The sequence below is a fragment of the Pseudomonas zanjanensis genome, assembly GCF_014268745.2.
GTDB classification, from domain to species: Bacteria; Pseudomonadota; Gammaproteobacteria; order Pseudomonadales; family Pseudomonadaceae; genus Aquipseudomonas; species Aquipseudomonas zanjanensis.
This window is the reverse complement of the sequence record NZ_JABWRB020000001.1, coordinates 259,677-284,408: the sequence shown is the minus strand read 5'-3', so window position 1 is coordinate 284,408 and position 24,732 is coordinate 259,677. Positions and strand designations below refer to the sequence as shown.

Genomic DNA, 24,732 nt, shown 5'->3' with positions numbered 1-24,732 from the left:
GAACCGGACCCCGCCATGTTACGAATCACCGAACTCAAGCTGCCAATCGATCACCCCGAAGACGACCTGCGCCCTGCCATCCTGCAGCGCCTGGGCATCGCCAGCGATGACCTGCTCGACTTCACCTTGTTCAAGCGCAGCTACGACGCGCGCAAGAAATCCTCGGAACTGTGCTTCATCTACACCCTCGACCTGACGGTGCGCGATGAAGCCAGCCTGCTGCGCAAGTTCGCCGATGACCGTAACGTCAACGAAGCGCCGGATGTCAGTTACAAAGTGGTGGGCCAGGCGCCGACCGACCTGAGCGAACGGCCGATCGTAGTCGGCTTCGGCCCGTGCGGGATCTTCGCCGCCCTGTTGCTGGCACAGATGGGTTTCAAGCCGATCATCCTCGAGCGTGGCCCGGAAGTGCGCCAGCGCACCAAGGACACTTGGGGCCTGTGGCGCAAAAGCGTGCTCAACCCCGAATCCAACGTGCAGTTCGGTGAAGGTGGCGCAGGGACGTTTTCCGACGGCAAGCTCTACAGCCAGATCAAGGATCCGAAATTCCTCGGTCGCAAGGTCCTGCACGAATTCGTCAAGGCCGGTGCACCGGAAGAAATCCTCTACGTCAGCAAACCGCACATCGGCACCTTCCGCCTGACAGGCGTGGTGGAAACCATGCGTGAGCAGATTCGCGCCCTGGGCGGTGAAGTGCGCTTCGGGCAGCGGGTCACCGACGTTTTGATCGAAGACGGTCAACTGGTTGGCGTCGAGCTGGCCAGCGGTGAGCAGATCCATTCGAAACACGTAATCCTGGCCTTGGGCCACAGCGCCCGGGACACGTTCCGCATGCTCCACGGTCGGGGCGTGTACATGGAAGCCAAGCCGTTCTCGGTGGGTTTCCGTATCGAACACCCGCAATCGCTGATCGACAGTGCGCGCCTGGGCAAATACGCCGGCCATCCGAAACTCGGCGCCGCCGATTACAAGCTGGTGCACCACGCCAAGAATGGTCGTTCGGTGTACAGCTTCTGCATGTGCCCGGGCGGCACCGTGGTGGCGGCGACGTCCGAGCCGAACCGCGTCGTGACCAACGGCATGAGCCAGTACTCGCGCAATGAGCGCAACGCCAATTCCGGCATCGTCGTCGGCATCACCCCGGAAGTGGATTATCCAGGTGGCCCACTGGCCGGGATTGAATTGCAGGAACGCCTGGAATCCCATGCGTTCGTGCTCGGCGGCAGCAACTACGAGGCTCCGGCGCAACTGGTGGGCGACTTCATCGCCGGCAAGCCGTCTACGGCCCTGGGCAGCGTCGAACCTTCCTACAAACCAGGGGTGTCCCTCGGCGACTTGGCCTTGGCCCTGCCGGATTTCGCCATCGAAGCTATCCGCGAGGCCCTGCCAGCGTTCGAGAAACAGATCCGCGGCTACTCGCTGCATGACGCCGTGCTGACCGGCATCGAAACCCGCACCTCGTCGCCCCTGCGCATCACCCGCAACGAGTCGCTGCAGAGCCTGAACGTCAAGGGCCTGTTCCCGGCGGGTGAAGGCGCCGGCTACGCGGGCGGGATCCTGTCGGCGGGGGTGGACGGGATTCGGATTGCCGAGGCGGTGGCGCGGGATATCCTGGGGCTCGAGGGCTGACAGAGGTCTGCTTATGGAAGTGATGCTGTTCACTTAAAGTCCTGAGTAACAGCATTACCCTGTGGGAGCGGGCTTGCTCGCGAATGCGGTACATCCTTCACCGATAAGTTGACTGACCCACCGCCTTCGCGAGCAAGCCCGCTCCCACAAGACGTCAGTGTCTCGGGATCAGATATTCGCCCGCAACACACTCACCGGCAGTGCCTCGCCCCGCTCCACACTCGCCGCCACGATGTCCATCAGCCCATTCAACTCATAGCCCTGGGCCTTGAGCCACGCCGGGTCGTAATAGGTCGTGGCGTAGCGCTCGCCACCGTCACACAAGATCGCCACGATCGATCCCGATTCCCCGGCATCTGCCATCTGCCTGGCCGCCATGAGTGCGCCGATCAGGTTGGTGCCGCTGGACCCACCGACCCGTCGTCCCAAGCGCTCGGCCAGGTAGTGCATGGCCGCCAGTGACAAGGCATCCGGAACCTTGACCATCGCATCGATGACTTTCGGCAGGAACGACGCCTCGACCCGCGGCCGGCCGATGCCCTCGATGCGTGAACCGCAGTCCAGGCGCAGGCTCGCGTCGCCACTGCGGTAGTAGTCGAAGAACACGGAACGCTCGGCGTCGGCGCATAACACGCGGGTGCCGTGCTGGCGGTAACGGACATACCGTCCCAGGGTCGCCGTGGTGCCGCCGGTGCCAGGGCTGGAAATCAGCCAAGCGGGCTCCGGATGCCGCTCGAAGCGCATCTGCTGGAAGATCGATTCGGCAATGTTGTTATTGGCCCGCCAGTCCGTGGCGCGCTCGGCGTAGGTGAACTGGTCGATGAAGTGCCCATCATGCTCGCGGGCCAAGCGTTCGGATTCGGCGTAGATCTGCGTAGGGTCGTCCACCAGGTGGCTCTGGCCGCCATAGAACGCAATCTGTGCGATTTTTTCCTTGGAGGTGGTCGCCGGCATCACCGCAATGAACGGCAGGCCCAGCAACCTGGCGAAGTAAGCCTCGGAAATCGCCGTCGAGCCGCTGGAGGCCTCGATCACTGGCGCCCCGGGCTTGAGCCAGCCGTTACACAACGCATAGAGAAACAGCGAGCGCGCCAGCCGATGCTTGAGGCTGCCGGTGGGATGGCTGGACTCGTCCTTGAAATACAGTTCGATGCCCGGCAGGCCAGGCAGCGGCAGCGGAATCAGGTGGGTATCGGCGCTGCGCTGGAAGTCAGCCTCAATGATGCGGATCGCTTCGCGGGCCCACTGGCGATGGTCGTTCATGGTGTTTTCTCACTGATCGGTTCGACGCGGGGAAATCACGCGGTCGTGCAGGCAAGGGCTGGCGTTCGGAAAAACCAGACGCCAGCTTAGGAAAAAACCGACATCGCGCACAGGTACAGCTAAGGTCCAATATGGCCCGTAACTGCCGACTGCGTGGCGCAGGCCTTGTAACGACATATAACAAAAAAGAATATAACTTTTGTTTTAACAACTAACAGTACGGGTTAGGGTGTGCCATCTTTTTGATTCAATGAATGGAGAGCGATCGTGGCTCTACGCAATTCTCTGACACGTTTTTTTCAACTGGAGGCTGCCAGCGGCCTGCTGCTGATCGCTGCCGCCGTGCTGGCCCTGGTCATCAACAATTCGCCGCTGTCCTGGCTGTACAACGGCCTGCTCGACACACCGGTGGTCGCCCAAGTCGGCGCGCTGAAGATCGCCAAACCGTTGCTGCTGTGGATCAACGACGGCCTGATGGCGATGTTCTTCCTGCTCATCGGTCTCGAGGTCAAGCGTGAGGTCCTCGATGGGCAGTTGTCGAAACCTTCGCAAATCGTCCTGCCAGGGGCGGCGGCGATTGGCGGTATGGTGGTGCCCGCCCTGATCTATTGGTTTCTCAACCGCGACAATCCTCCCGCCCTCGCTGGCTGGGCGATTCCCACCGCCACCGACATCGCGTTCGCCCTCGGTGTACTGGCCTTGCTCGGCAAGCGGGTGCCGGTGTCGCTCAAGCTGTTCCTGATGACCCTGGCGATCATCGACGACCTGGGCGCCATTATCATCATCGCCATCTTCTACTCCGGCGCCCTGTCCACCTTGTCGCTCATGCTGGCGGCCGCCTGCATCGCCGCGCTGGTGGCGATGAACCGGATGGGGGTGGTCAAGCTCGGGCCCTACATGGTCGTGGGCCTGATCCTCTGGATCTGCGTACTCAAGAGCGGTGTCCATGCCACGCTGGCCGGGGTAACCCTGGCGTTCTGCATCCCGCTGCGCACGAAAAACGCCGAGACCTCGCCGCTGCTGACCCTGGAACATGCCCTGCATCCCTGGGTGGCCTACGGCATCCTGCCGCTGTTCGCTTTCGCCAATGCTGGCCTGTCCCTGAACGGCGTCACCGTCGAGAGCTTCACCCATCACGTACCGATGGGGATTGCCATCGGCCTGTTGCTGGGCAAGACCGTCGGCGTCTTCGGCCTGACCTGGCTGGCGGTTAAAATCGGCATCGCCAGCCTGCCCGCCGGGGCCAATTGGGGGCAGATCCTGGGGGTGGCGATCCTTTGCGGGATCGGCTTTACCATGAGCCTGTTCGTTGGCTCCCTCGCGTTCGAGCCGGGTGTGAGTGACTACGCCGGCATGGATCGGATGGGGATTCTTACGGGTTCGATTCTGGCGGCGTTGTTGGGGTATGCGGTGACGGCGGCGGCCAGTCGTAAGCAGACCGTATTGCCTGGCTGATTCCTGGCTGCCAGGTGGATCAGGAAGGTGTGTATATCCATTGCTGCGGTAACGGCTACTTATGGTTCCGCTCTTACAGCGGGTCACTTTTGAAGAGCGCAAAAGTAACCAAAACGCTCTTGCCCCACCACTCGGCACCTCGCCTAGGCTCGGTGTGCCCTCACTCCGGCATTGCTCCGTGGGCCCGCCGCGAAGGGCCATCCATGGCCCAGCGCGGCTATCCCGGCATCCATGCCGGGATGCCCACTCCACAATACCTGCGTTCGGCCAGCGTGGTTTAACGGGGCGCCCAGATCAAGATCAAGATCCAAAGCAAGAGCAAGAGCAAGCGGGGCATAGGCCGGCACTTATTTGGCTGAGCCACCGCTATCGCGAGCAAGCTCGCTCCCACACTGCGTCTCCGGTGAACACAAAATTTATGTCCGACACAGAACCACTGTGGGAGCGAGCTTGCTCGCGAAGAGGCCAGCCCATCCAACATCTTCATCGACTGTGACATCGTCTTCGCGAGCAGGCTCGCTCCCACAATAAGCCTGCAGCCAAACACGAGACTCATGGGCACCTGGATCACCTGTGGGAGCGAGCCTGCTCGCGATTACACCGGCACCTCCAACATCACTGCAAACTGACACACCGCCTTCGCGAGCAAGCCCGCTCCCACAGGAGGAACGCGGTCCCCAGCATGAGCCAGGTCGGCTATAAGGCCGCCTCGCTCGGCTTTTGATTTCGATCTGGGGCGCCCCGTTAACCACGCTGCCTTCGTGGCGCCTGAAAAAAGTGACCCGCCGTAAGGGCTGAACCATAAGCCGCCGTTACCGCAGCAACGGATATACACCCCGCAACCCGAAACAAAATCCATAAAAAAACGGCGCTTTCCCTCCCAGGAACAAGCGCCGTTTTTCTGACCTGATTCCAGCTTAGTGCGATACGCGACTCGTGCCACCCACAGTGGAAATACGAACCCGCTCACCCACACGGAACACCTCGTTCTCCTGAACCTGCTGCACATAGGCACGCATACTGCCGTCATCTTCACGCACAGTGATTTCCACACCCTGGGTACGGGTCAGGCCTTCTTCAGTGGCGGAACCGATCAGGCCACCGGCCACCGCACCGATCACAGCAGCGACGATGCTGCCACGGCCACCGCCGATGGCGCTGCCGCCTACACCACCGACCACTGCACCCGCCGCACCGCCGATCGGGGTCTTGGTGCCTTCGATCTTGACCGGACGCAGGGATTCGATGGTCCCCATGCGAATCGTCTGCACGCGACGCGCTTCGTCACGGGAGTAGGAGTCACCGGTCAGGCTCGACTGACAGCCAGTGAGCAACATCGCCATCGTGGAAAAGGAAGCAACCAGCAAAACAGACTTACGCATAGCATCAACTCCAAAAGACAGGGATTCATTAAACTCCCCAGCTTGACGCCTGTCACGGCCTTGCCGGGATAAAATTGTTTTCATTCAGGTGGGATACAGGCGCACCGGAAAAATTCACCAAACAGTAGCGCCAATTTACGAAACCTGCGTCATCAACCCAGGGATTTTTTCATGGACTATTTCATTATCGTCGTCACCACCGTGGCCGGCCTGTACTTCCACGGGTGGCTGTACGTGCGGATCAAACGCTGGATGGACCGCGACCTGGCACTGTCGTTGGCGGGGCAGGATGAGCTGAAAAAGACCTACATGCTGCAACAATTGACCCGCGCCCGAGAACAAGGCATCAAGCGCAGGGACCTGCCGCAATGGTTGCAAACCGCTGCGGCAGATTATCCGCCTAAGGCGCCAGGCGCTCGCGAGTCCAGTTCGCCCCTTGCAGGCGGTAGTTGAGGCGATCATGCAGGCGGCTTGGGCGGCCCTGCCAGAACTCGATGCGCTCGGGCAGCAAGCGGTAACCGCCCCAATGCTCCGGGCAATGGGGTTGGCTGTCACTGAAACGTTGCTCGGTGGCCTTGAGCAAATCGTCCAACTCCGCGCGCCCTGAAATCACCCGGCTCTGGGGTGAAGCCCAGGCGCCGAGACGGCTGCCCAGCGGGCGAACCTGGTAATAGGCGTCCGACTCTTGCGCCGTGACCTTGACCACTTTGCCTTCGATGCGCACCTGGCGTTCCAGGGCCGGCCAGAAAAACGTCATGGCCGCGAATGGATTCGCGGCCAGTTGTTGGCCCTTGGCGCTGTCGTAGTTGGTGAAGAACGTAAAGCCCAGGGCATCCAGGCCCTTGAGCAGCAGGATCCGGCAATGCGGGCGCCCCTCTGCATCCACCGTCGCCAGGGTCATGGCGTTGGCCTCCACCGGGGCCTGTTCGGTTTTCACCGCGTCGGCGAACCATTGGTGGAACAATGCAAACGGCTCGGCCGGGGCTTGTGCCTCGGTCAAGCCGTCGCGGGTGTAGTCGCGGCGCATATCAGCCAGCGGTTGGGTCATGGCGCATTCCTTATGGTTAGCCCATCACTGCTTCGGAGTCTCGGCGGCCGCGACTTTCTTGGTATCGGTGGCGGCTTTGGCCGGTTGGGGTTTCTTCGCCGGGGTGGCGGGCTTGGCCGGGGCTTTTTTTGCAGGCGCCTTGGTCGCGGCTTTTTTGGCCGGCGCTTTCTTGGCCGAGGCTTTCTTGGTCGAAGCCACCGCTTTTTTAGCCGCAGGCGCAGGGGCCGGGGCAGCAGGCTTCACATCCTGGGCGGCAACCATGGTCACCGGGGCCGGCGCCGGCATGTTGTACTTGCTCAGCAGCGCAACCATGGTGTTGGCGGGCGTGACCAGCAGTTCCACACGACGGTTCAAGGCGCGACCCTCGACGCTATCGTTGGCCGCACGTGGCGCCACTGCGCCCATGCCGCGCAGCATCAGGCGATCGCGTTGCAGGCCGCTGAGGCGGAAAATCGCCGCCACGGACTGGGCACGCTCCTGGCTGAGCTTGAGGTTGGCCGGGGCGGCGCCCGAGGTATCGGCATGGCCGAGAATCAGCACGGCGGTCTTCGGATCGGCCTCGAGGATCTTCGCCACGCGGGTGAACGGGCCGAGCGTCACAGGCAACAGCATGGCCGGGCGGTCCGGGTTGAACGAGCCGTCCACGGGCGCGGTGACCACCAGCACGTTGTCGCGGCGCTCGAGTTCGAGCTTGCTGTCCTTGATGGCGGTGCGCAGCTTCGGCTCGTAGTCGTCGAGCCAGGCCTGGGTAACTTTCGGATCGGGCATCGGCACCGCCTTGGCGGTTTCCTGATCCTTGCCGCCGAACGGCCACCACCACTTGCCGTTGCTTTCGGCTTCGGCCTTGGCAACTGCTGCCTGCGCCTTGGCCTCAGGCTTGGCTTCAGCTTTTGCTTCGGCTTTTCTGGCAGCGTCTGCGGCGGTTTCCTCGGAAGAGAACGGCCACCACCAATGGCTGGCGCCCTCGGTCTTGGCTTGCGGTGCGACGGCGGCTGGCTTCAGGGGCGCCACTGGCGCCGTATCCTTGGCCGCTACCTTGTCGGAAGAACCGAACGGCCACCAGCCACTGCCGCCCTCGGCATCATTTTGTGGGGTTTGTGCGCAACCGGTGATAGCGAAGCACAGCGCCAGAGCGAGGGTTTTATTCGATGACATTGGATATCCACAAAATGATCTAGATGAAAAAACAAGGCCATGTTTTGGCCGCATAAACAGACGATTGGAAACTGAAAAGGACACGAGGTTCCTGTGTCCATGGCCTTCAATGGCGTTTTATAGACAAGTGGCAAGCACCCGCGCAAGGTTCTGCGCGCGCGGGTCCATCAACACGTAAGGCCCAAGCGTGTTGGTCACGAAGCCGAACGCGACATCATGTTCGGGATCGGCAAACCCGATCGAGCCTCCTGCCCCCGGATGACCGAACGCCCGTGGGCCGAGGCCATAGGTCGCATTCGGCACATCCGGCTGGTCAAGCATGCAGCCCAGGCCAAAACGGGTCTGGGTCAACAACGTCTTATCCTCGCCGAGGCTGTGTTGGCGAGTCAGTTCGTCGAGCATTTCACCTTCCAGCAGGCTGCCATCGAGCAGTCCCGCGTAGAACCCAGCCAGGCTACGGGCATTGCCGTGGCCGTTGGCCGCCGGTTGCTGCATGCGTCGCCATTCCGGTTTGTTGGTGCTGGTCATGATCGACGGCGGATTGATAAAGGCCCGGGTGGTCATGGCCGTGGGCTCGCGCATCGTCACCTGCAACAGGCGCTGGGCCGCCGCATCGCCGACGTTGCCTTTGCCACGGGCGATGTGGGCCACGCGATAAAACTCCTCGTCGGCCAGGCCCACGTGAAAATCCAGGCCCAACGGCTTGGCGACGCGGGCCACGATGGACTCCCCCGGGCCTCGCCCGTCGGCCCGGCGCAACAACTCGCCCACCAGCCAGCCGTAAGTGATCGCGGCATAACCGTGACCCTCGCCCGGCGTCCACCAAGGCGTTTCGGCCGCCAGGGCGTCGACCATGGTTTGCCAGTCATACAGCGCTTCGGGCGGCAACAGCTCACGCAACGCCGGAAGTCCGGCCTGATGGCAGAGCAGATGGCGCAGGGTAATGCCAGCTTTGCCCGCCGCCGCAAACTCAGGCCAATAGCGGGCCACCGGGGCGTCCAGTTGCAACTTGCCTTCGGCCACCAGTTGCAAGGCGGTGACGGCGGTGAACGTCTTGGTGCAGGAGAACAGGTTAGCGATGGTGTCGCTGTGCCAGGCTTCATGGCCATCCTTGTCGGCGGTACCGGCCCACAGGTCGATGACCGTGCGCCCCCCCACCTGGATGCACAACGCCGCGCCGCGCTTCTGGGGGTCATCGAACAATGCCGCGAACGCTTCACGCACCGCTTCGAACTGAAGCTCGTAATGACCTTGAATTTGCACCCGTAACTCCCTTGAAACAAACACTTTTAAGGTGGCTGGCATTGTTTCAGCCATTCAGGCTTTTGGGAACCGCCGCAAGACGGCTGACCGGACTGGTTCTGGCCTTCGTGGCGAGGGAGCTTGCTCCCGCTGGGGTGCGCAGCAGCCCTGTTCAGACCGCACGCCATAGGCCTGGCACACCGCTGTGCCAGGTTTGGGGCTGCTTCGCAGCCCAGCGGGAGCAAGCTCCCTCGCCACAAAAGCTCCCACTTGCTACAAAAGCGCCCTTGCCACAGCAGGTCATTGCACGTATCAGGAAATCTCCCGCCGAAACGGCGGCAATGCATTGAGGATCGCCTTGCCATAGCGCTGGGTCACCAGCCTGCGGTCGAGCAAGGTGATGGTGCCGCGGTCTTCTTCGGTGCGCAGCAAGCGGCCACATGCCTGGACCAGCTTCAGCGAAGCGTCCGGCACGGAGATTTCCATGAACGGATTGCCTCCGCGGGCTTCAATCCACTCGGCCAGCGCCGCCTCTACCGGATCGTCGGGAACCGAGAAGGGGATCTTGGCGATCACCACGTGCTCGCAATAGGCACCGGGCAAGTCCACGCCTTCAGCGAAACTCGCCAGGCCGAACAACACGCTGGAATCACCACCGTCGACCCGTGCCTTGTGCTTGTTCAGGGTTTCCTGCTTCGACAGGTTGCCCTGGATGAACACCTGCTTGCGCCAATCACGGTCCAAGCCATCGAACACGTCCTGCATCTGCTTGCGCGAGGAAAACAGCACCAGCGTGCCCCGTGAGCCTTCCACCAGTTCCGGCAGGTCGCGGATGATCGCCGCCGTATGGCCGGCGGCGTCCCGGGGGTCGGCCTTGAGGTCCGGCACCCGCAGCACACCGGCGTCGGCGTGATGGAAGGGGCTTGGCACCACGGCGGTCACGGCCTTCTTCGGCAGGCCGGCGCGCATGCGGAAGCGGTCGAACGTGCCGAGGGCGGTCAGGGTGGCGGAGGTCACCAGCGCGCCGTAGGCCACGTTCCACAGGTTGCGCCGCAGCATTTCCGCCGCCAGGATCGGGCTGGCATTGACCTCGATGTCGAACAGCGAACCGCTTTCGGCCAGGGTCAGCCATCGCGCCATCGGCGGGTTGTCTTCCGGGTCTTCGGCGGTGAAGGCCGTCCACAGTTCCCAGTTGCCTTGGGAGCGGGACAGCAGGCTGCCGAACAGCGGATACCACTCCTCGGCCTGGTTGCTGGCGATACCAATGTTGACCTCGCCATCCATGCCCTCCTTGAGCAGGTCGGTCAGCCGCGTGAACAGATCCGTCAGGCGCGCGAAACCTTTCTTGAGCTCGATGCCCATTTCGCGCATGTGTTCAGGAATCACCCCGCCGACAAACCGGTGGCGTGGCCGCTCGCGGCCCTCGACGTCTTCGCCGGGCTTGAAATCGGCCACTTGCTCGCACGCGGTGAACATGAACTGCTGGTTCGTCTTGATTTCCCGCGCCAGCTCCGGCACTTGCTCGATGAACTTGCCCAGGTCGCCCGGCAACGGATGCTGGGCCAAGAGCTTGGTGAGGTTCTTGGCGGTGGTTTCCAGCCAATCGGCGGTGGAGCGCAGCCGGGTGTAATGGGCGAAATGGCCGATGGCCTTGTCCGGCAGGTGATGGCCTTCGTCGAACACGTAGATCGTGTCGCGCGGGTCCGGCAGCACCGCACCGCCGCCCAGGGCCAGGTCGGCCAGGACCATGTCGTGGTTGGTGACAATGACGTCGACCTTGCCCATGCCTTCCCGGGCCTTGTAGAAGGCGCACTGGCCGAAGTTAGGGCAATGGCGGTTGGTGCACTGGCTATGGTCGGTCGTCAGGCGAGACCAGTCGGCGTCTTCCAGGGCCGTGGACCAGCTGTCGCGGTCGCCGTCCCATTTATTGCCGGCCAGCTTTTCGATCATGCTGGTAAACAGCTTCTGGCTGGCTTCATCGACCTCGATCTTGAAGCCTTCTTCTTCGAACAACTGGGCCGTGGCGGTCTGGGCGTGGCCTTCCTGGAGCAACATGTCGAGCTTGGACAGGCACATGTAGCGCCCGCGGCCCTTGGCCAGGGCGAACGTGAAGTTCAGCCCGCTGTTGCGCATCAGGTCGGGCAGGTCCTTGTAGACAATCTGCTCCTGCAGGGCGACGGTGGCCGTGGCGATCACCAGGCGTTTGCCAGCGGCCTTGGCAGTCGGAATCGCTGCCAGGCTGTAGGCCACGGTCTTGCCGGTACCGGTGCCGGCCTCCACCGCCACGATGGCAGGCTCGCCGCTGCGCCGGCCTTCGTCGTCGGTGTCGATGTCACCCAGGACTTTTGCCACTTCGGCAATCATCAGGCGCTGGCCATATCGCGGCTTGAGGCTCTTGGCTTCGAGAAAACGCGAATAGGCGCCCTGGATCGTGGTTTTGAGTTCGGTGCTGATCATGAATGGTCGGGCGCTAAAAACGCTGGATAAATTTTCAGTGGTTCGGATCGGCGGCTATCATACCCCGCTAATGAATCCTGCGCAGAACGGAGTAACCCAATGACACCCTTTGCCCTCGTCTACACCCTGCATTTACTGGCGGCCCTGATCTGGGTCGGCGGCATGTTCTTCGCCTGGATGATCCTGCGACCCGCCGCAATGACGGCGCTAGAGGGCCCTGCCCGGCTCAAGTTATGGGTAGAAGTGTTTCAGCGTTTTTTCGTCTGGGTCTGGGTGGCCGTGGTGCTTTTACCGATCAGCGGCGTCGGCCTGATCCATCTGCGCTTCGCCGGCTTCGAAACCGCGCCGCGTTATGTGCAGATCATGATGGGGCTGTACATAGTGATGACAGCACTGTTTATCCGCATCCAGGGCTTGCAACTGCCCGTTTTGCGTAACGCCGTAACGGCGCAGGACTGGCCGGCGGGTGCGGCGGTGCTCGGGAAAATCCGGCGGTTGGTGGGGATCAATTTGTTGATCGGGTTGCTGGTGGTGGCGCTTGGCGCGGCGCGGCCGATGTTCTGAAAAAAATCGTCGATATCACACTGAACTTGTGGGAGCGGGCTTGCTCGCGAAGGCGTTGGGTCAATCAACATTGATTAACCTGACACGCCCTCTTCGCGAGCAAGCCCGCTCCCACATGAGGTTCGCCATACGTTTAGAACCGCTGCACCGTCACCGCCCCCGCCGCTCCGGCAGGCCCGGGCTGGCCGTCGGCGCCAGGGCGACCGCTCTTGCCGCCATCCGCGGTATAGACCACGCAGCCCTTGGCCTTGCCGCCCGCCCCAGGCTTGCCGCCGTGTCCCGCCGGGCCACCGGCACCGCCATCCACCGTGACCTTGATCTGCTCGGCAGGATAGGCCCGGGGCAGTTCGAGGCGCACCTGCGCGCCGGCGGCGCCCGGCTGGCCATCGCTGCCATTGCTGCCATCGGCACCGCGACCGGCCGAGCCCCAGGTGCAACCCGGCGCCTGGCCATTGGCACCGTCGAGCCCCACGTAACCCGGTGCACCGGTGCCGCCACGGGCATCCACCGACAACAACGGCCCATTCAACACCTTGAAACGCAGGTTGAGATCGCGCCCAGGCCGCGCGGCCTTGGTGTAGGTACCCGGTGCGCCGCGTGAAGTGATCTGGCTGCCCTCGGCCAATTCAGCCCGGGCCACTTTCATTTCCAATGCCTGCTGCGCCGGCACGATGGCGATCCGCGCTTCACGCCCCAGGTGCAATTGGTCGATGGACAGTTCAGCGACATTGGACGGCACCAGCAGCGTGCCGTAATCGGCCACCTCCAGACGTTCCAGGGTCAGTGTGCTGGTGGTGTTGGGCAGGCGCATCAACGAATGGCTTTCGACCTGGAGCACCTGAGCCGAAGCCCACGGGCATACGAGTGCGGCAAGCAGACACAATTTACGCATGGGAAGCCTCTGGCGCGGTCGGGAGGGTTTGCAGATGGAAGATGCCGAACAGCAGCACTCTGAGGCGGTCACGGCCAGGGGCGGCGCGGCCACGGAAACTGGCCCGGAACAACAGCAGTTCCAGCACGTGCAGCACCAGCAAAAAAGCACCGGCGAAATTGACCAGCAGATGCAGCGGATGGACGAACGGCACGACCAGGTTGACCAGCACCACCAGCCAGAACAGCAGGGTCAGCAAGCGCCCCAGCCCCCAAAACACCTTCATACGCCCCCCTGATGGAGAATTATTCTTTGCGCGCACAGTAACGGCTTGCGCGCCGGATAAGCCAGAGGGCCAGGCAAATTTAATCCAACCCGAGCCCCGGCCGACCGGATCGCCCTCCCGACGATCCGGCAGCTCTGGCTCGCTGCTCAGCGTTGGAGATGCAATTCGACCCGGCGATTCTGCGCGCGCCCTTCGTCGGTCTCATTGTCGGCCACCGGCTCGCTTTCACCCTTGCCTTCGCTGGTGAGTTTGTCGGGGGCGAGTCCCTGGGTCAGCAAATACTCCACGACGCTACTGGCGCGACGTTCGGACAGCCCTTGGTTATAGGCATCGCTGCCGACGCTGTCGGTGTGGCCCACTACCCGAATGCTGGCGACATTGACATGGCTGAGCTTGCCCATCAGCCCATCGAGCTGGCTTCGAGCCTCTGCGGTGAGATCGGATTTGTCGAAATCGAACAGCACCTTGCCCGCGTCGTTGAGGGTAATGACTTCGCTGGTCGGCGCTTGCGGTTCGACCGGTGGCGCGCTGGCGGGGTATTGCGGCACCGGGCAGCCATGATGCTCGACCGGTGTATTGGCTGGGGTATCGGGACAACGATCGCGGCGGTCGAACACGCCATCATCGTCTTCATCGCCATCCTGGGCGTAGCAGATCAAGCCACCGCCCAGCAGCCCCAAGGCGGCGCCACCAGCGGCCCAACCGCTGCTTTCAATGGCCCCCAACCCGCCGCCGACGAGGCCGCCGATCAGGCTACAGATTGGCCACGTGCGTTGATTGAGGGGTGCGCTGCCGTCGCTGTGAGTGGCGCAACCGGACAACAGACTGCTCGCCAGCAGCACCGGTAAGGCGGCCCTGATTAGAACGTTCATGTGAAGGCTCCTGTGTCACCGGCCCATACCGGTCACACAGGAGTAAAGACCCGCATCCGCAACTCTACAAGCCGCGGATGCCAAGGGTTTCAACGGTTTATCTTGATCTCCGTGCGGCGGTTCATCGCACGGCCGTCGGCGGTCTTGTTATCGGCCACCGGCTGGCTCTCACCGGCGCCGGACACCGAGACAAAACTGGACTGCGGCACGCCGTTTTCGACCAGGTATTTCACCACCGAATCGGCTCGCCGCTGCGACAGTTTCTGGTTGTACGCATCGCTGCCAACGCTGTCGGTGTGGCCGGTGACACTCAGTTGCGCGGTGGACGTTTCCTGCTTCAGGCGGGTGGCGACCGTGCTCAGTACATCCTTGTCGGCTGGGGTCAGCGTGGCTTTGTTGAATTCAAAGTGCACATCGCGGATCACGATGGTTTCTTCCTTGACCACGACCGCTTCTTCGACCACCGGCGCCGGTGCGGGCGGCGGGCAACCGTCGGCATCGACCTGCACGCCCTTCGGTGTGCCCGGGCATTTGTCACGGCTGTCCGGCACGCCATCGCCGTCTTCGTCGCCGTCGCCCTTGACCCAGCAATAAGCTGCCGCCATGCCGCCAACATACAACGCGCCGCCGCCAGCCCAGGAAGTGCTTTCTATGGCGCCCAATCCGGCGCCGATCGCTCCGCCGACGGCCGCACAGGTCGGCCAGTCGGTTTTCTGCAAACCTGCGCAACCAGTCAACACACTGGTTAGCAGAACCAGGGGTAACGCTGTCCGAACTATGCTCATCGGGTTTCTCCTTGAGGGATCGGCTTGGCGCCGATTCAGGGGAGTAAAGACCCGACTTCGAATCTACGCCAGCCTGAGCAATCGCGGGTTTTCGCCCCGTGTTTACGACGTTTGCGCACATTCCGGGACAAACCGCTCTAGGCCATGATGTCCGGGCAGGCTATCGTGGTGGTTCTGACTGAGGAACTTCGATGACCGTTGCCATTTCTTCGCGTACGCCCCAGCAAGCCCTGGCGGCCGTGCTTGACCGTTATGCCCCGCAAACCCTGCTGCTGATCGGTGCCAGCGGCTTCCCCGCACTCGAAGCCTTCCAGCAGGCCCACCCCGACACCGAAGTGGTCCACGCCGGCCCCGGCGCGCTGCCGGCGGACGTGGCGGCGCGCCGTTTTGACCTGGCCCTGGCACTCGATTGCCTGGAGCATTTGCCCAAGCGCGAGGGCCTGAACCTGCTGGGCGGCATCCGCAATCTCAACGCCAGCCGCATCGCCGTGCTGGCCGACCTCACTGCCTGCGGCTGGCAAGAGACGGACTTTTTCTCCCTGGCCCTGCAAGCCAGTGAGCGATTCCAGCGTGACGATCAGGTGCTGACCCTGTTCACCTACGATCTGCTTGAATACAAACAAGTCCCCGACTGGCTCAACTCACGTTTCTGGGCCAACCCGGAAAACTTCGGAAAATATTGGTGGTAACCGTGAACACAAGCTCCCAATCACCCATTTGCCCTTGCGGCAGTGGCAATTCACTGGACGCCTGCTGCGGCCACTATCACGACGGTCACCCGGCGCCCTGCGCCGAAGCCTTGATGCGTTCGCGCTATAGCGCCTATGTGCTGGGCCTGGTGGATTATCTGGTCGCCACCACCCTGCCCGCCCAGCAGCAAGGCCTCGATCGCCAGTCGATCAGCGAGTGGAGCGCCAACAGCACCTGGTTGGGGCTGGAGGTGGAAAGCAGCGAAGTGTTCGGCGGTAAACCGGAACACGCCTTCGTCACGTTCACGGCGCGCTGGCACGATGGCCAGGGCGAGCATAGCCACCGGGAGCAGTCCTCGTTTGTGCAGAACGACGGGCGCTGGTACTTCATCGACCCGACCGTGCCGGTGAAGACGGGACGCAACGACGATTGTCCGTGCGGCAGCGGGTACAAATTCAAGAAATGCTGCGCCGGTTACTTCAACCGCTGATTTTTCGGAAACGTCCGACGCTCGTCCATCGGCCCATAGGGCTAGACTGGGGATAAACCAGAGGCACGGACATGACCCTTCCATCCTTCTTGCTGCGCGTCACCTGCCTGCTGCTGTTCTTCGGGTTCGGCGGCTGTGCCTCCTGGCAAGGTGATGAAGCCCCTGAGCCCCAGGTGCACCTGGTCAAGGTCGAGGTGATCCGGGCCCGGCTGGTGGAACAGCGGTTCATGCTGCACTTTCGCGTCGACAACCCCGGCGACAGCGACCTGACCGTTCGTGGCCTGACCTACCGTGTCCACTTGGGCGAGCTGTTGCTGACCGAAGGTGAGCATGAACACTGGTTCACCGTGCGCCCCAGGCACAGCGCCTACTTCAAGGTGCCGGTGCGCACCAACCTGTGGCCCCAGGTGCGGGAAGTGGTGAAGCTGCTGGAGAAACCCCGGGAACAGATCCCCTATCGTCTGGAAGGTGAGCTGGAAACCGGATTATTCATCGCCCACTACGTGCACCTTGAGCGCAATGGCGTGATAATCGCCGCCGATTTAATTGCGGAGTAACCCCGATGACCCAGCAACCCCACGTTCACGGCCCTGATTGCAACCACGATCACGACCATCACCACAATCATGACCACGTCCACGGCCCGAACTGCGGCCACGCCCACCAGGAGCCAGTACGCAACGCCCTGAAGGATGTCGGTCGCAACGACCCTTGCCCGTGTGGCAATGGCAAGAAATTCAAGAAATGCCACGGGGCTTGAGGGGCTGGGCGGAGATAATCTTCGCCTGTTAAATCGCTATCGCGAGCAGGCTCGCTCCCACACTGGATTTACGGTGAGGCGATATCCAATGATCGCCGCAGAATCAATGTGGGAGCGGGCTTGCTCGCGAATGCGGTGGGTCAGTTGGCAGTGATTAACCTGACACGCCCTCTTCGCGAGCAAGCCCGCTCCCACAGGGGAATTGCGGGTGAAGCGATATCCAATGATTGCCGCAAAATCAATGTGGGAGCGAGCCTGCTCGCGATGAGGCCAGCACATTCACTGCATATGTATCAGCCCGCCTGCAGAATCCGCTCCACACCCACCACCGTCGCATACTCACCGTGCAAGTTGCCCAGGGACATCGCATGCACCTCGGCCGCCGAACGAGGATTGCCGAAGTAATCGGTCTTGTCGAAGGTATAGCAGGCGTCCTCGGCCACCCAAGTGTCGAACCCCAGGTTGCCGGCCGTGCGCGCCGTGGACTCCACCGAGTTGTGCGTCGCCACACCGACGATCACCAATTGCCCGATGCCGGCTTCGCGCAGGTCTTGCTCCAGGCCCGTGCCACTGAACGCATCCGGCACCTGTTTTTGCACCAACCGTTCCCCGGCCATCGGCTCGAACCGCGGCTGGACCTCCACCCCCGACTGCCCCGGCCAGAACACCGAGTCCGGCGAACGGGACAAGTGATGAACGTGAATCACCGGCCGCGCCGTGTGTCGCCAGAAGGCCAGTAGCTCCAGCATGCGCAGCTCGGCCTCGGGGTTGTTGCGAGGGCCGAGCCTGGGGTGAAGGATGCCTTTTTGTTGATCGATGAGGATCAGCGCCGCGTCGTGCTGTAGCTCCATGCCGGTTTTCTCTTGCTCGTTCATTGAATGTTCCACACTTGAGCATCCCCTTTTCCAACAGGCAAGCCTTCGAGCAAACACGCTGACTTGTGGCGAGGGAGCTTGCTCCCGCTCGGTTGCGCAGCAATCGTAAAAACCTGCCAGCCGTATTTTCCTGGCACACCGTGTCGAATGGTTTTGGGGCCGCTGCGCAGCCCAGCGGGAGCAAGCTCCCTCGCCACGGGTTCACAGTCGTCCTTGAGTGAACAGCAGGGCTTTCATCGCTAAATCAACAAATAACCCTCGCCCCCGCTTGCGCGGCCCCCGCCTGCTCACTAACGTAGCGCCTTTATCGGTGCCACCCCCTCCCGCAGGAGCTTTGCCATGGCCTCGCCAGCCTCTATTTCCCTTATCCCCCGGCTCGGCGTTGCCGCCGCAGTGGCCAGTGTGCTCGGTTTGAGCGGATGCCAGACCTGGAATGCCCAGGAAACTGTCCCGCCGACTTCCGGCGTGCAGCCGCTCAAGGGGCTGGCGCAGAACGTCTCGGTCCGGCGCAATGCCACGGGCATGCCGCTGATCGAAAGCAACAGCTTCCATGACGCCCTGTTCACCCTCGGCTACGTCCACGCCAGCGACCGCATTACCCAGATGGTCACCCTGCGCCTGCTGGCCCAGGGGCGGTTGGCAGAGATGTCCGGCGCCGAACGGCTGGACGTCGACCGCTACATGCGCGCCGTCAACCTGAAGAAAAACGCCGACGAGCTGTACAAGGCGTCTTCGCCACGGCTCAAGCGCTTCTTTGAAGTCTATGCCCGCGGCGTCAACGCCTACCTGTTCCGCTACCGCGACAAACTGCCGGCGGACCTGGCCGCCACTGGCTACAAGCCCGAATACTGGAAGCCGGAAGATTCAGCGTTGATGTTCTGCCTGCTGAATTTCAGCCAGTCAGCCAACCTGCCGGAAGAAGTCGCCAGCCTGGTGCTGGCCCAGACCGTCAACAACGACAAGCTCGCCTGGCTGAGCCCATCCTATCCGGACGAGCAACTGCCCGTGGCCGAGGCTGATAAGCTCCAAGGCCTGCGCCTCAACGGCCAGATCCCAGGCCTGAACGAAATCAGCAAGGCCACCGGCCAGTTGGCCGGGCTGAATCTGTTGGGCGCTGCGTCTGCAAGCAACTGGGCCATCGCGCCGCAACGCAGCCGCAGCCGCAGCGGCAAGAGCTTGTTGGCCAGCGACAGCCATGGGCCGCTGGGCATGCCGGGGCTGTGGAGTCCCGTACAGATCCGCGCGCCCAAGTACCAGGCGGCCGGGGTTTCCGTGGCGGGCATCCCAATGATCCTGGCTGGTTTCAACGGCAAGGTGGCCTGGAGCATGACCAGCGTGCTGGGAGACAACCAGGACCTGTTCCTGGAAAAAATCCGACGCCAGGGCAACAGCCTGTCCTACGAGGTCAACGGCAAATGGCAGCCAGTGATCGTGCGCAACGAAACCTACTTCATCAAAGGCCAGCGACCGATTCGTGAAGCCGTGTTCGAAACCCGCCACGGCCCGTTGCTCAACAGTGCCCAAGGGCCGGCCATGGCCAACGGCTTTGGCCTGGCCTTGCAGACCCCCAGCTTCGGCGACGACAAGACCCTGGATGCCTTCTTCGACCTGTCCCGGGCACAGAACGTCGAGAAAGCCTCAGATGCCAGCCGGGAAATCCGCGCCATGGCGGTGAACCTGGTCTTTGCCGACGCCAGCCATATCGGCTGGCAAGTCACCGGTCGCTACCCGAACCGCCGCGAAGGCGAAGGCCTGTTGCCATCGCCAGGCTGGGACGGTCGCTACGATTGGGACGGTTACGCCGACCCGATGTTGCACCCCTACGATCAAGACCCGGCCCAGGGCTGGCTCGGCACGGCCAACCAACGGGTCATTCCCCATGGTTATGGCATGCAATTGTCCAACTCCTGGGGCGCACCGGAGCGTGGCGAACGCATGGCCGAATTGGCCAGCGCGGGCAAGCACGACACCCGCAGCCTGACCGCCATGCAATACGACCAGAGCACGACGTTCGCGGCCAAGCTCAAGCGCGTCTTCGAAGCCCCGGGCATGACCCAGCCGCTCAAACAAGCGATCGACGCCCTGCCGGTGGCTGACCGGGCCAAGGCCCGCGAGGCCTATACCCGCTTGATGGCATTCGATGGCCGGCTCAGCCCGACCTCCGCCGACGCGGCGATCTATGGGCTGTTCCTGCAGGAAAGCATGAAGCAGATTTTCCTCGACGAGCTGGGCCCGGACAGCAGCGCGGCGTGGCAGGCGCTGGTCGCCAACGGCCAATTGTCCTACTCGGCCCAGGCCGATCATCTGCTGGGGCGCGAAGACAGCCCATTCTGGGACGATGTGCGCACACCGCAGAAAGAAGACAAGGCCGTCATCCTCGCCCGCAGCCTGGCCGCCACCATCAGTGCCGGTGACAGCCAGTTGGGCGGTGACCACAAGGCTTGGCAGTGGGGCCAGTTGCATCGTTATACGTGGAAAAACAGCAACGGCCAGATCGTACGTGGCCCGCTGCCGGCCGGCGGAGACAGCACCACGCTCAACACGGCGGCGTTTGCCTGGGGGCAGGATTTCGCCACCACCCTGGCGCCTTCCATGCGCTTTATCGTCGACTTCGGCCAGCCTGAACCGTTGATGATCCAGGACGGCACCGGCCAGTCCGGCAACCCGGTCAGCCCACACTATGCCAATGGCATCGATCCATGGATCAAGGGGCAGTACCAGAATTTGCCGCTGCAATCGCAGAACTTCGATCGAGCCTACGGCAAGACGCGGTTGACCCTGGTGCCAGGCAAGTAACTGCAACCCCGGGCCTGGAGACAGGATTTGTGGCGAGGGAGCTTGCTCCCGCTGGGCTGCGAAGCAGCCCCCTGCATGTCTACAAACAGACCGCATCAACCGGTTTACGACTGCTGCGCAGCCGAGCGGGAGCAAGCTCCCTCGCCACGGGTTCAGTGGATCCACCCCGAAAACCCGATAGAACTTCTCCCCTCGCCCTCGCCTCTACCTGACAAGCCCATCGCTCCGGTGACTGCATGGATCTTGTCATTGCCCGCCCCGAAGGCTTGTACTGCCCGCCCGGGGATTTCTACATCGACCCGTGGCGCGCGGTGGAACGCTCGGTCATCACCCACGCCCACGGCGACCATGCCCGCAGCGGCAACCAACACTACCTGGCGGCGGCACCCGGCGAAGGCATCCTCCGTTCCCGCCTGGGCCAGGACATCAACCTGCAAACCCTGCCCTACGGCGAACGCCTGCAACACCACGGCGTGACCTTGAGTTTTCACCCCGCCGGCCACGTCCTGGGCTCGGCCCAGGTGCGGCTGGAGTACCAAGGCGAGGTCTGGGTGGCGTCAGGGGACTACAAAGTCGAGCCTGACGGCACCTGCGCGCCGTTCGAACCGGTGAAGTGCCATACCTTCATCACCGAATCGACCTTCGGCCTGCCGATCTATCGTTGGCAACCCCAGGCGCAGATTTTCGAGGAGATCAACCAGTGGTGGCGCGCAAACATTGCCGCCGGCCGGGCCAGCGTGTTGTTCTGCTATTCCTTCGGCAAGGCCCAGCGGATTCTTCACGGCATCGATGAAAGCCTCGGACCGATCCTCGCCCACGGCGCGGTTGAACCGCTGAACCGGGTCTATCGCGAGGCAGGCGTTCACCTGCCACCGACGCTCTACGCCGGCGATTTCAAAAAGAACGATCCAATCATGGGCCAGGCGCTGGTCATCGCCCCGCCCTCTGCCGGCGGCAGCAGCTGGATGCGCCGCTTCGGCGACTACAGCGATGCCTTCGCCAGTGGTTGGATGCGCCTGCGCGGTACGCGTCGGCGACGCGGCGTGGACCGGGGTTTCGTGCTGTCCGATCACGCCGACTGGCCTGGCCTGCTCTGGGCCATTGAACAGACCGGCGCCGAGCGGGTGATGGTCACCCACGGGTCGGTCGCCGTGTTGGTGCGCCACCTCTGCGAGCAAGGCCTCGACGCCCAGGGGTTCACCACGGAGTACGGCGACGATGAAGAAGACCTCGCCACGGCGGTCGACAGCGGCGAGGCGGCGTCATGAAAGCCTTCGCCGAGCTGTACGCCGAACTGGACGCCACCACGTCCAGCAACGCCAAGCTTGCCGCCATGCAAGATTACTTCAGCAAGGCACCGCCGGAAGATGCCGCCTGGGCCGTGTATTTCCTCTCCGGTGGGCGTCCGCGGCAGTTGGTGCCGGTAAAAATCCTCCGGGATTTGGCGGTCCAGGTCTGCGGGTTGTCGCTCTGGCTGTTCGAGGAAAGTTATCAGGCCGTGGGCGACCTGGCCGAAACCATTTCGTTAGTCTTGCCTGAATCGCCCCGCAGCTCCGATGAAGGCCTGGCGCCGTGGGTCGAGGAGAAACTGCTGCCGTTGCGCGGTGAATCGCCTGAAGTCCTGGCTGAACGGCTTCCGGCGCTATGGGCGCAGCTCGACCGACCGAGCCTGATGCTCTGCATCAAACTCATCACCGGCAGTTTCCGCGTCGGCGTGTCCAAGCTCTTGGTGACCCGGGCCCTGGCGAGCATGGCCGGGCTGGACAGCAAACGGGTGGCCCAGCGACTGGTGGGCTACACCGATCTGTCCCATCGCCCCACGGCGGCCAGCTACCTCAAGCTGATCGCCGCCGAATCCGACGATGAACATGCCCAGCGCGGCGGCCAGCCTTATCCGTTTTTCCTGGCCCATGGGTTGTCCGCGCCCGTGGCGCAATTCGACGCGTTGCTGGGGCCCGCCAGTGACTGGCAGGTGGAGTGGAAATGGGATGGGATCCGCGCCCAGGTGATCAAGCGCGACGACCATTTGTGGGTCTGGTCCCGAGGCGAGGACTTGGTCACTGAACGTTTTCCGGAATTGCATTCATTGGCCCAGGCGCTGCCTGACGGCACGGTGATCGATGGTGAAATCGTGGTCTGGAAAGCCCCGCAGTCAGTCACCGAGGACGCCTTCGACCCCGACGCACCGCTGCAACCGGCAGTGCAGCCCTTCGCCCTGTTGCAGCAGCGCATCGGGCGCAAGACCCTGGGCAAGAAAATTCTCGACGACGCCCCCGTGGTGGTGATGGCCTACGACCTGCTGGAATGGCAAGGCGAGGACTGGCGCAGCCGCCCCCAAGCCGAGCGGCGCGAACAACTGGAGGCGCTGATCGCCCGTATCCACAGCCCGGTGTTGTTGCCCTCACCCATCGTCACCGGCCAGGACTGGCTCGACCTCGCCCGGCAGCGCGAAGCCTCTCGCAGCCTCGGTGTCGAAGGCATGATGCTCAAGGCCCGCAACGCGCTGTACGGCGTTGGCCGGACCAAGGACATGGGCGTGTGGTGGAAATGGAAAATCGACCCGTTCAGCGTCGACGCGGTGCTGATCTACGCCCAGCGCGGCCACGGTCGGCGCGCCAGCCTGTACAGCGACTACACCTTCGCCGTGTGGGACAACCCGCCGGGCAGTCGCGAACGCACCCTCGTGCCGTTCGCCAAGGCCTATTCAGGCCTGACCGATGCCGAGATGCGCCAGGTCGACAGCATCGTGCGCAAGACCACCGTGGAGAAGTTCGGCCCGGTGAGCAGCGTCACGCCCACCCTGGTGTTCGAACTGGGCTTCGAAGGCATCGCCCTGTCCAAGCGCCACAAGAGCGGGATCGCCGTGCGCTTTCCGCGGATGCTGCGCTGGCGCCAGGACAAGAGCGTCGACGAAGCCGACACATTGGCAACGCTCCAGGACCTGCTGAAATAACACCGCTCCCTCTGTGGCGAGGGAGCTTGCTCCCGCTGGGCCGGGCTGGCGCTCCAGCGCGAAGCGGCCCTCTGGTTCTGTATGTCACACCGCGTGGGAGGCTGCGCCTCCAGCGGGAGCAAGCTCCCTCGCCACAAAGATCGCAATCGAGACGACGCACGCTCCATCCCGGTGCGTTTTTTGATGTACGCTCAGCCTCGCGCACCATCGCGTTCCGTCTTCCGCCACCCGTGCTTTTAAAACACCTGTTCGGCACTATGGTGCGGAAATTGCTACCTTTATGCCGTCATACCGTTCAGACCTTCACCGGTAACAATCTTACGCGCCACAAGCGCTCAAATTGGTTTTAGGGACTCAATAATGAAAAAAGCACTGCTGACCCTTTCTGCACTGGCGTTGTGCATGGCCGCTGGCGTTGCCACGGCCAAGGAATACAAGGAACTGCGTTTTGGTGTCGACCCGTCCTACGCTCCGTTCGAGTCCAAGGCCGCCGACGGCAGCCTGGTGGGTTTCGACATCGACCTGGGCAATGCGATCTGCGAAGAACTGAAGGTCAAATGCAAATGGGTCGAAAGCGATTTCGACGGCATGATCCCGGGCCTGAAGGCCAATAAATTCGACGGCGTGATCTCCTCCATGACCGTGACCCCGGCCCGTGAAAAAGCCATCGACTTCTCCAGCGAGCTGTTCTCCGGCCCAACGGCCTATGTCTTCAAGAAGGGCTCGGGCCTGAGCGAAGACGTTGCCTCGCTCAAAGGCAAGACCGTTGGCTACGAGCAAGGCACCATCCAGGAAGCCTACGCCAAGGCCGTGCTGGACAAGGCCGGCGTCAAGACCCAGGCCTATCAGAACCAGGACCAGGTCTACGCCGACCTGACCTCGGGCCGCCTCGACGCCGCGATCCAGGACATGCTCCAGGCTGAGCTGGGTTTCCTGAAGTCGCCAAAAGGTGACGGCTACGAAGTCAGCAAGCCAGTGGACAGCGAACTGCTGCCATCCAAGACCGCCATCGGTATCAAGAAAGGTAACAAAGAGCTGAAGGCCCTTTTGGATAAAGGTATCAAAGCGTTACACGACGACGGCAAATACGCCGAGATCCAGAAAAAACACTTTGGCGACCTGAATCTGTACAGCGGCAAATAATGCGCGGCGCCCACCC

General features: G+C 62.6%; 23 protein-coding genes. 12 read left to right on the top strand and 11 right to left on the bottom strand.

The window, feature by feature from the left end; translation table 11 throughout:
- Positions 1-15: 15 nt before the first annotated feature.
- Positions 16-1,629, top strand: coding sequence for an NAD(P)/FAD-dependent oxidoreductase (locus HU715_RS01360; RefSeq protein WP_186708448.1), 1,614 nt, complete (start codon positions 16-18; stop codon positions 1,627-1,629).
- 168 nt (positions 1,630-1,797) lie between these two features.
- On the opposite strand, the gene HU715_RS01355 is transcribed toward HU715_RS01360, so the two are convergent.
- Positions 1,798-2,892 carry a PLP-dependent cysteine synthase family protein gene (locus tag HU715_RS01355; RefSeq protein ID WP_186708446.1) on the bottom strand — a complete coding sequence of 365 codons (1,095 nt, stop codon included), beginning with the start codon at positions 2,890-2,892 and terminating at the stop codon, positions 1,798-1,800.
- 267 nt (positions 2,893-3,159) lie between these two features.
- Here HU715_RS01355 and nhaA point away from each other — a divergent pair, with 267 nt between their 5' ends.
- A complete protein-coding gene (gene nhaA / locus HU715_RS01350; RefSeq protein WP_186708444.1) occupies positions 3,160-4,347 on the top strand; it encodes a Na+/H+ antiporter NhaA in 1,188 nt (395 codons plus the stop codon).
- A 917-nt stretch (positions 4,348-5,264) separates the two neighbouring features.
- On the opposite strand, the gene HU715_RS01345 is transcribed toward nhaA, so the two are convergent.
- Positions 5,265-5,729 (bottom strand): outer membrane lipoprotein, encoded by a 465-nt coding sequence (locus tag HU715_RS01345; protein WP_024776354.1) that lies wholly within the window; start codon positions 5,727-5,729, stop codon positions 5,265-5,267.
- A 171-nt stretch (positions 5,730-5,900) separates the two neighbouring features.
- Here HU715_RS01345 and HU715_RS01340 point away from each other — a divergent pair, with 171 nt between their 5' ends.
- Positions 5,901-6,182: a hypothetical protein gene (locus tag HU715_RS01340; RefSeq protein ID WP_186708441.1), complete on the top strand. Its 282-nt coding sequence runs from the start codon at positions 5,901-5,903 to the stop codon at positions 6,180-6,182.
- Here HU715_RS01340 and pdxH read toward each other — a convergent pair.
- From pdxH to dinG, 4 genes are all read right to left on the bottom strand, one after another.
- Complete coding sequence (pdxH, locus tag HU715_RS01335; protein WP_003198446.1) at positions 6,130-6,777, bottom strand: pyridoxamine 5'-phosphate oxidase; 648 nt, start codon at positions 6,775-6,777, stop codon at positions 6,130-6,132. The two genes, HU715_RS01340 and pdxH, sit on opposite strands and share 53 nt — an antisense overlap.
- 24 nt (positions 6,778-6,801) lie before the next feature.
- The gene (locus HU715_RS01330) at positions 6,802-7,932 is read right to left on the bottom strand and encodes an OmpA family protein (protein ID WP_186708439.1); all 1,131 of its coding nucleotides are present in this window, start codon (positions 7,930-7,932) and stop codon (positions 6,802-6,804) included.
- Between the two features lie 117 nt (positions 7,933-8,049).
- Positions 8,050-9,195 (bottom strand): serine hydrolase domain-containing protein, encoded by a 1,146-nt coding sequence (locus HU715_RS01325; protein WP_186708437.1) that lies wholly within the window; start codon positions 9,193-9,195, stop codon positions 8,050-8,052.
- A 291-nt stretch (positions 9,196-9,486) separates the two neighbouring features.
- On the bottom strand, positions 9,487-11,631 hold the full coding sequence (dinG, locus tag HU715_RS01320) for an ATP-dependent DNA helicase DinG (protein ID WP_186708434.1): 2,145 nt from the start codon (positions 11,629-11,631) through the stop codon (positions 9,487-9,489).
- A gap of 99 nt (positions 11,632-11,730) precedes the next feature.
- On the opposite strand from dinG, the gene HU715_RS01315 reads away from it, so the two are divergent.
- The gene (locus tag HU715_RS01315; protein WP_186708432.1) at positions 11,731-12,195 is read left to right on the top strand and encodes a CopD family protein; all 465 of its coding nucleotides are present in this window, start codon (positions 11,731-11,733) and stop codon (positions 12,193-12,195) included.
- Between the two features lie 133 nt (positions 12,196-12,328).
- On the opposite strand, the gene HU715_RS01310 is transcribed toward HU715_RS01315, so the two are convergent.
- From HU715_RS01310 to HU715_RS01295, 4 genes are all read right to left on the bottom strand, one after another.
- Positions 12,329-13,087 (bottom strand): collagen-like protein, encoded by a 759-nt coding sequence (locus tag HU715_RS01310; RefSeq protein WP_186708431.1) that lies wholly within the window; start codon positions 13,085-13,087, stop codon positions 12,329-12,331.
- Complete coding sequence (locus HU715_RS01305) at positions 13,080-13,352, bottom strand: DUF1145 domain-containing protein (protein WP_186708429.1); 273 nt, start codon at positions 13,350-13,352, stop codon at positions 13,080-13,082. The genes HU715_RS01310 and HU715_RS01305 overlap by 8 nt, the downstream gene beginning before the upstream one ends.
- A gap of 146 nt (positions 13,353-13,498) precedes the next feature.
- Entirely contained in the window at positions 13,499-14,224 is a 726-nt protein-coding gene (locus tag HU715_RS01300) for a PA1041 family peptidoglycan-binding anchor lipoprotein (protein WP_186708427.1), read from the bottom strand.
- Between the two features lie 89 nt (positions 14,225-14,313).
- Positions 14,314-15,009 (bottom strand): PA1041 family peptidoglycan-binding anchor lipoprotein, encoded by a 696-nt coding sequence (locus tag HU715_RS01295; RefSeq protein ID WP_186708425.1) that lies wholly within the window; start codon positions 15,007-15,009, stop codon positions 14,314-14,316.
- A gap of 191 nt (positions 15,010-15,200) precedes the next feature.
- Here HU715_RS01295 and HU715_RS01290 point away from each other — a divergent pair, with 191 nt between their 5' ends.
- From HU715_RS01290 to HU715_RS01275, 4 genes are all read left to right on the top strand, one after another.
- Positions 15,201-15,698 (top strand): DUF6231 family protein, encoded by a 498-nt coding sequence (locus tag HU715_RS01290; protein WP_186708423.1) that lies wholly within the window; start codon positions 15,201-15,203, stop codon positions 15,696-15,698.
- Positions 15,699-15,700: 2 nt separating this feature from the next.
- Positions 15,701-16,189, top strand: a complete 489-nt coding sequence (locus tag HU715_RS01285; protein ID WP_186708421.1) for a YchJ family protein — start codon at positions 15,701-15,703, stop codon at positions 16,187-16,189.
- A gap of 71 nt (positions 16,190-16,260) precedes the next feature.
- On the top strand, positions 16,261-16,746 hold the full coding sequence (locus HU715_RS01280) for an LEA/WHy family protein (RefSeq protein WP_186708419.1): 486 nt from the start codon (positions 16,261-16,263) through the stop codon (positions 16,744-16,746).
- Between the two features lie 5 nt (positions 16,747-16,751).
- Positions 16,752-16,949 carry an SEC-C metal-binding domain-containing protein gene (locus tag HU715_RS01275; RefSeq protein ID WP_186708417.1) on the top strand — a complete coding sequence of 66 codons (198 nt, stop codon included), beginning with the start codon at positions 16,752-16,754 and terminating at the stop codon, positions 16,947-16,949.
- 293 nt (positions 16,950-17,242) lie between these two features.
- On the opposite strand, the gene HU715_RS01270 is transcribed toward HU715_RS01275, so the two are convergent.
- Complete coding sequence (locus HU715_RS01270; RefSeq protein ID WP_186708486.1) at positions 17,243-17,800, bottom strand: cysteine hydrolase family protein; 558 nt, start codon at positions 17,798-17,800, stop codon at positions 17,243-17,245.
- A 363-nt stretch (positions 17,801-18,163) separates the two neighbouring features.
- Here HU715_RS01270 and HU715_RS01265 point away from each other — a divergent pair, with 363 nt between their 5' ends.
- The 4 genes from HU715_RS01265 (at position 18,164) to HU715_RS01250 (ending at position 24,716) form a co-directional block, all read left to right on the top strand.
- Positions 18,164-20,620 (top strand): penicillin acylase family protein, encoded by a 2,457-nt coding sequence (locus HU715_RS01265; RefSeq protein ID WP_186708415.1) that lies wholly within the window; start codon positions 18,164-18,166, stop codon positions 20,618-20,620.
- A 236-nt stretch (positions 20,621-20,856) separates the two neighbouring features.
- Positions 20,857-21,888 (top strand): ligase-associated DNA damage response exonuclease, encoded by a 1,032-nt coding sequence (locus HU715_RS01260; RefSeq protein ID WP_186708413.1) that lies wholly within the window; start codon positions 20,857-20,859, stop codon positions 21,886-21,888.
- Positions 21,885-23,573: an ATP-dependent DNA ligase gene (locus HU715_RS01255; RefSeq protein WP_186708411.1), complete on the top strand. Its 1,689-nt coding sequence runs from the start codon at positions 21,885-21,887 to the stop codon at positions 23,571-23,573. Before HU715_RS01260 ends, HU715_RS01255 begins: the two co-directional genes overlap by 4 nt.
- 360 nt (positions 23,574-23,933) lie before the next feature.
- Positions 23,934-24,716, top strand: coding sequence for a transporter substrate-binding domain-containing protein (locus HU715_RS01250; RefSeq protein WP_186708409.1), 783 nt, complete (start codon positions 23,934-23,936; stop codon positions 24,714-24,716).
- Positions 24,717-24,732: the final 16 nt, after the last annotated feature.

Bases quoted from the DNA above. Each gene is read 5' to 3' on its own strand.
- HU715_RS01300 (WP_186708427.1), bottom strand. From the start codon at position 14,224: ATGAACGTTCTAATCAGGGCCGCCTTACCGGTGCTGCTGGCGAGCAGT.
- HU715_RS01250 (WP_186708409.1), top strand. From the start codon at position 23,934: ATGAAAAAAGCACTGCTGACCCTTTCTGCACTGGCGTTGTGCATGGCC.
- HU715_RS01355 (WP_186708446.1), bottom strand. From the start codon at position 2,892: ATGAACGACCATCGCCAGTGGGCCCGCGAAGCGATCCGCATCATTGAG.
- HU715_RS01305 (WP_186708429.1), bottom strand. From the start codon at position 13,352: ATGAAGGTGTTTTGGGGGCTGGGGCGCTTGCTGACCCTGCTGTTCTGG.
- HU715_RS01295 (WP_186708425.1), bottom strand. From the start codon at position 15,009: ATGAGCATAGTTCGGACAGCGTTACCCCTGGTTCTGCTAACCAGTGTG.
- HU715_RS01315 (WP_186708432.1), top strand. From the start codon at position 11,731: ATGACACCCTTTGCCCTCGTCTACACCCTGCATTTACTGGCGGCCCTG.
- dinG (WP_186708434.1), bottom strand. From the start codon at position 11,631: ATGATCAGCACCGAACTCAAAACCACGATCCAGGGCGCCTATTCGCGT.
- HU715_RS01255 (WP_186708411.1), top strand. From the start codon at position 21,885: ATGAAAGCCTTCGCCGAGCTGTACGCCGAACTGGACGCCACCACGTCC.
- HU715_RS01330 (WP_186708439.1), bottom strand. From the start codon at position 7,932: ATGTCATCGAATAAAACCCTCGCTCTGGCGCTGTGCTTCGCTATCACC.
- HU715_RS01345 (WP_024776354.1), bottom strand. From the start codon at position 5,729: ATGCGTAAGTCTGTTTTGCTGGTTGCTTCCTTTTCCACGATGGCGATG.
- HU715_RS01310 (WP_186708431.1), bottom strand. From the start codon at position 13,087: ATGCGTAAATTGTGTCTGCTTGCCGCACTCGTATGCCCGTGGGCTTCG.
- HU715_RS01260 (WP_186708413.1), top strand. From the start codon at position 20,857: ATGGATCTTGTCATTGCCCGCCCCGAAGGCTTGTACTGCCCGCCCGGG.
- HU715_RS01265 (WP_186708415.1), top strand. From the start codon at position 18,164: ATGGCCTCGCCAGCCTCTATTTCCCTTATCCCCCGGCTCGGCGTTGCC.
- HU715_RS01275 (WP_186708417.1), top strand. From the start codon at position 16,752: ATGACCCAGCAACCCCACGTTCACGGCCCTGATTGCAACCACGATCAC.
- HU715_RS01340 (WP_186708441.1), top strand. From the start codon at position 5,901: ATGGACTATTTCATTATCGTCGTCACCACCGTGGCCGGCCTGTACTTC.
- HU715_RS01360 (WP_186708448.1), top strand. From the start codon at position 16: ATGTTACGAATCACCGAACTCAAGCTGCCAATCGATCACCCCGAAGAC.
- HU715_RS01280 (WP_186708419.1), top strand. From the start codon at position 16,261: ATGACCCTTCCATCCTTCTTGCTGCGCGTCACCTGCCTGCTGCTGTTC.
- HU715_RS01290 (WP_186708423.1), top strand. From the start codon at position 15,201: ATGACCGTTGCCATTTCTTCGCGTACGCCCCAGCAAGCCCTGGCGGCC.
- HU715_RS01270 (WP_186708486.1), bottom strand. From the start codon at position 17,800: ATGGAGCTACAGCACGACGCGGCGCTGATCCTCATCGATCAACAAAAA.
- pdxH (WP_003198446.1), bottom strand. From the start codon at position 6,777: ATGACCCAACCGCTGGCTGATATGCGCCGCGACTACACCCGCGACGGC.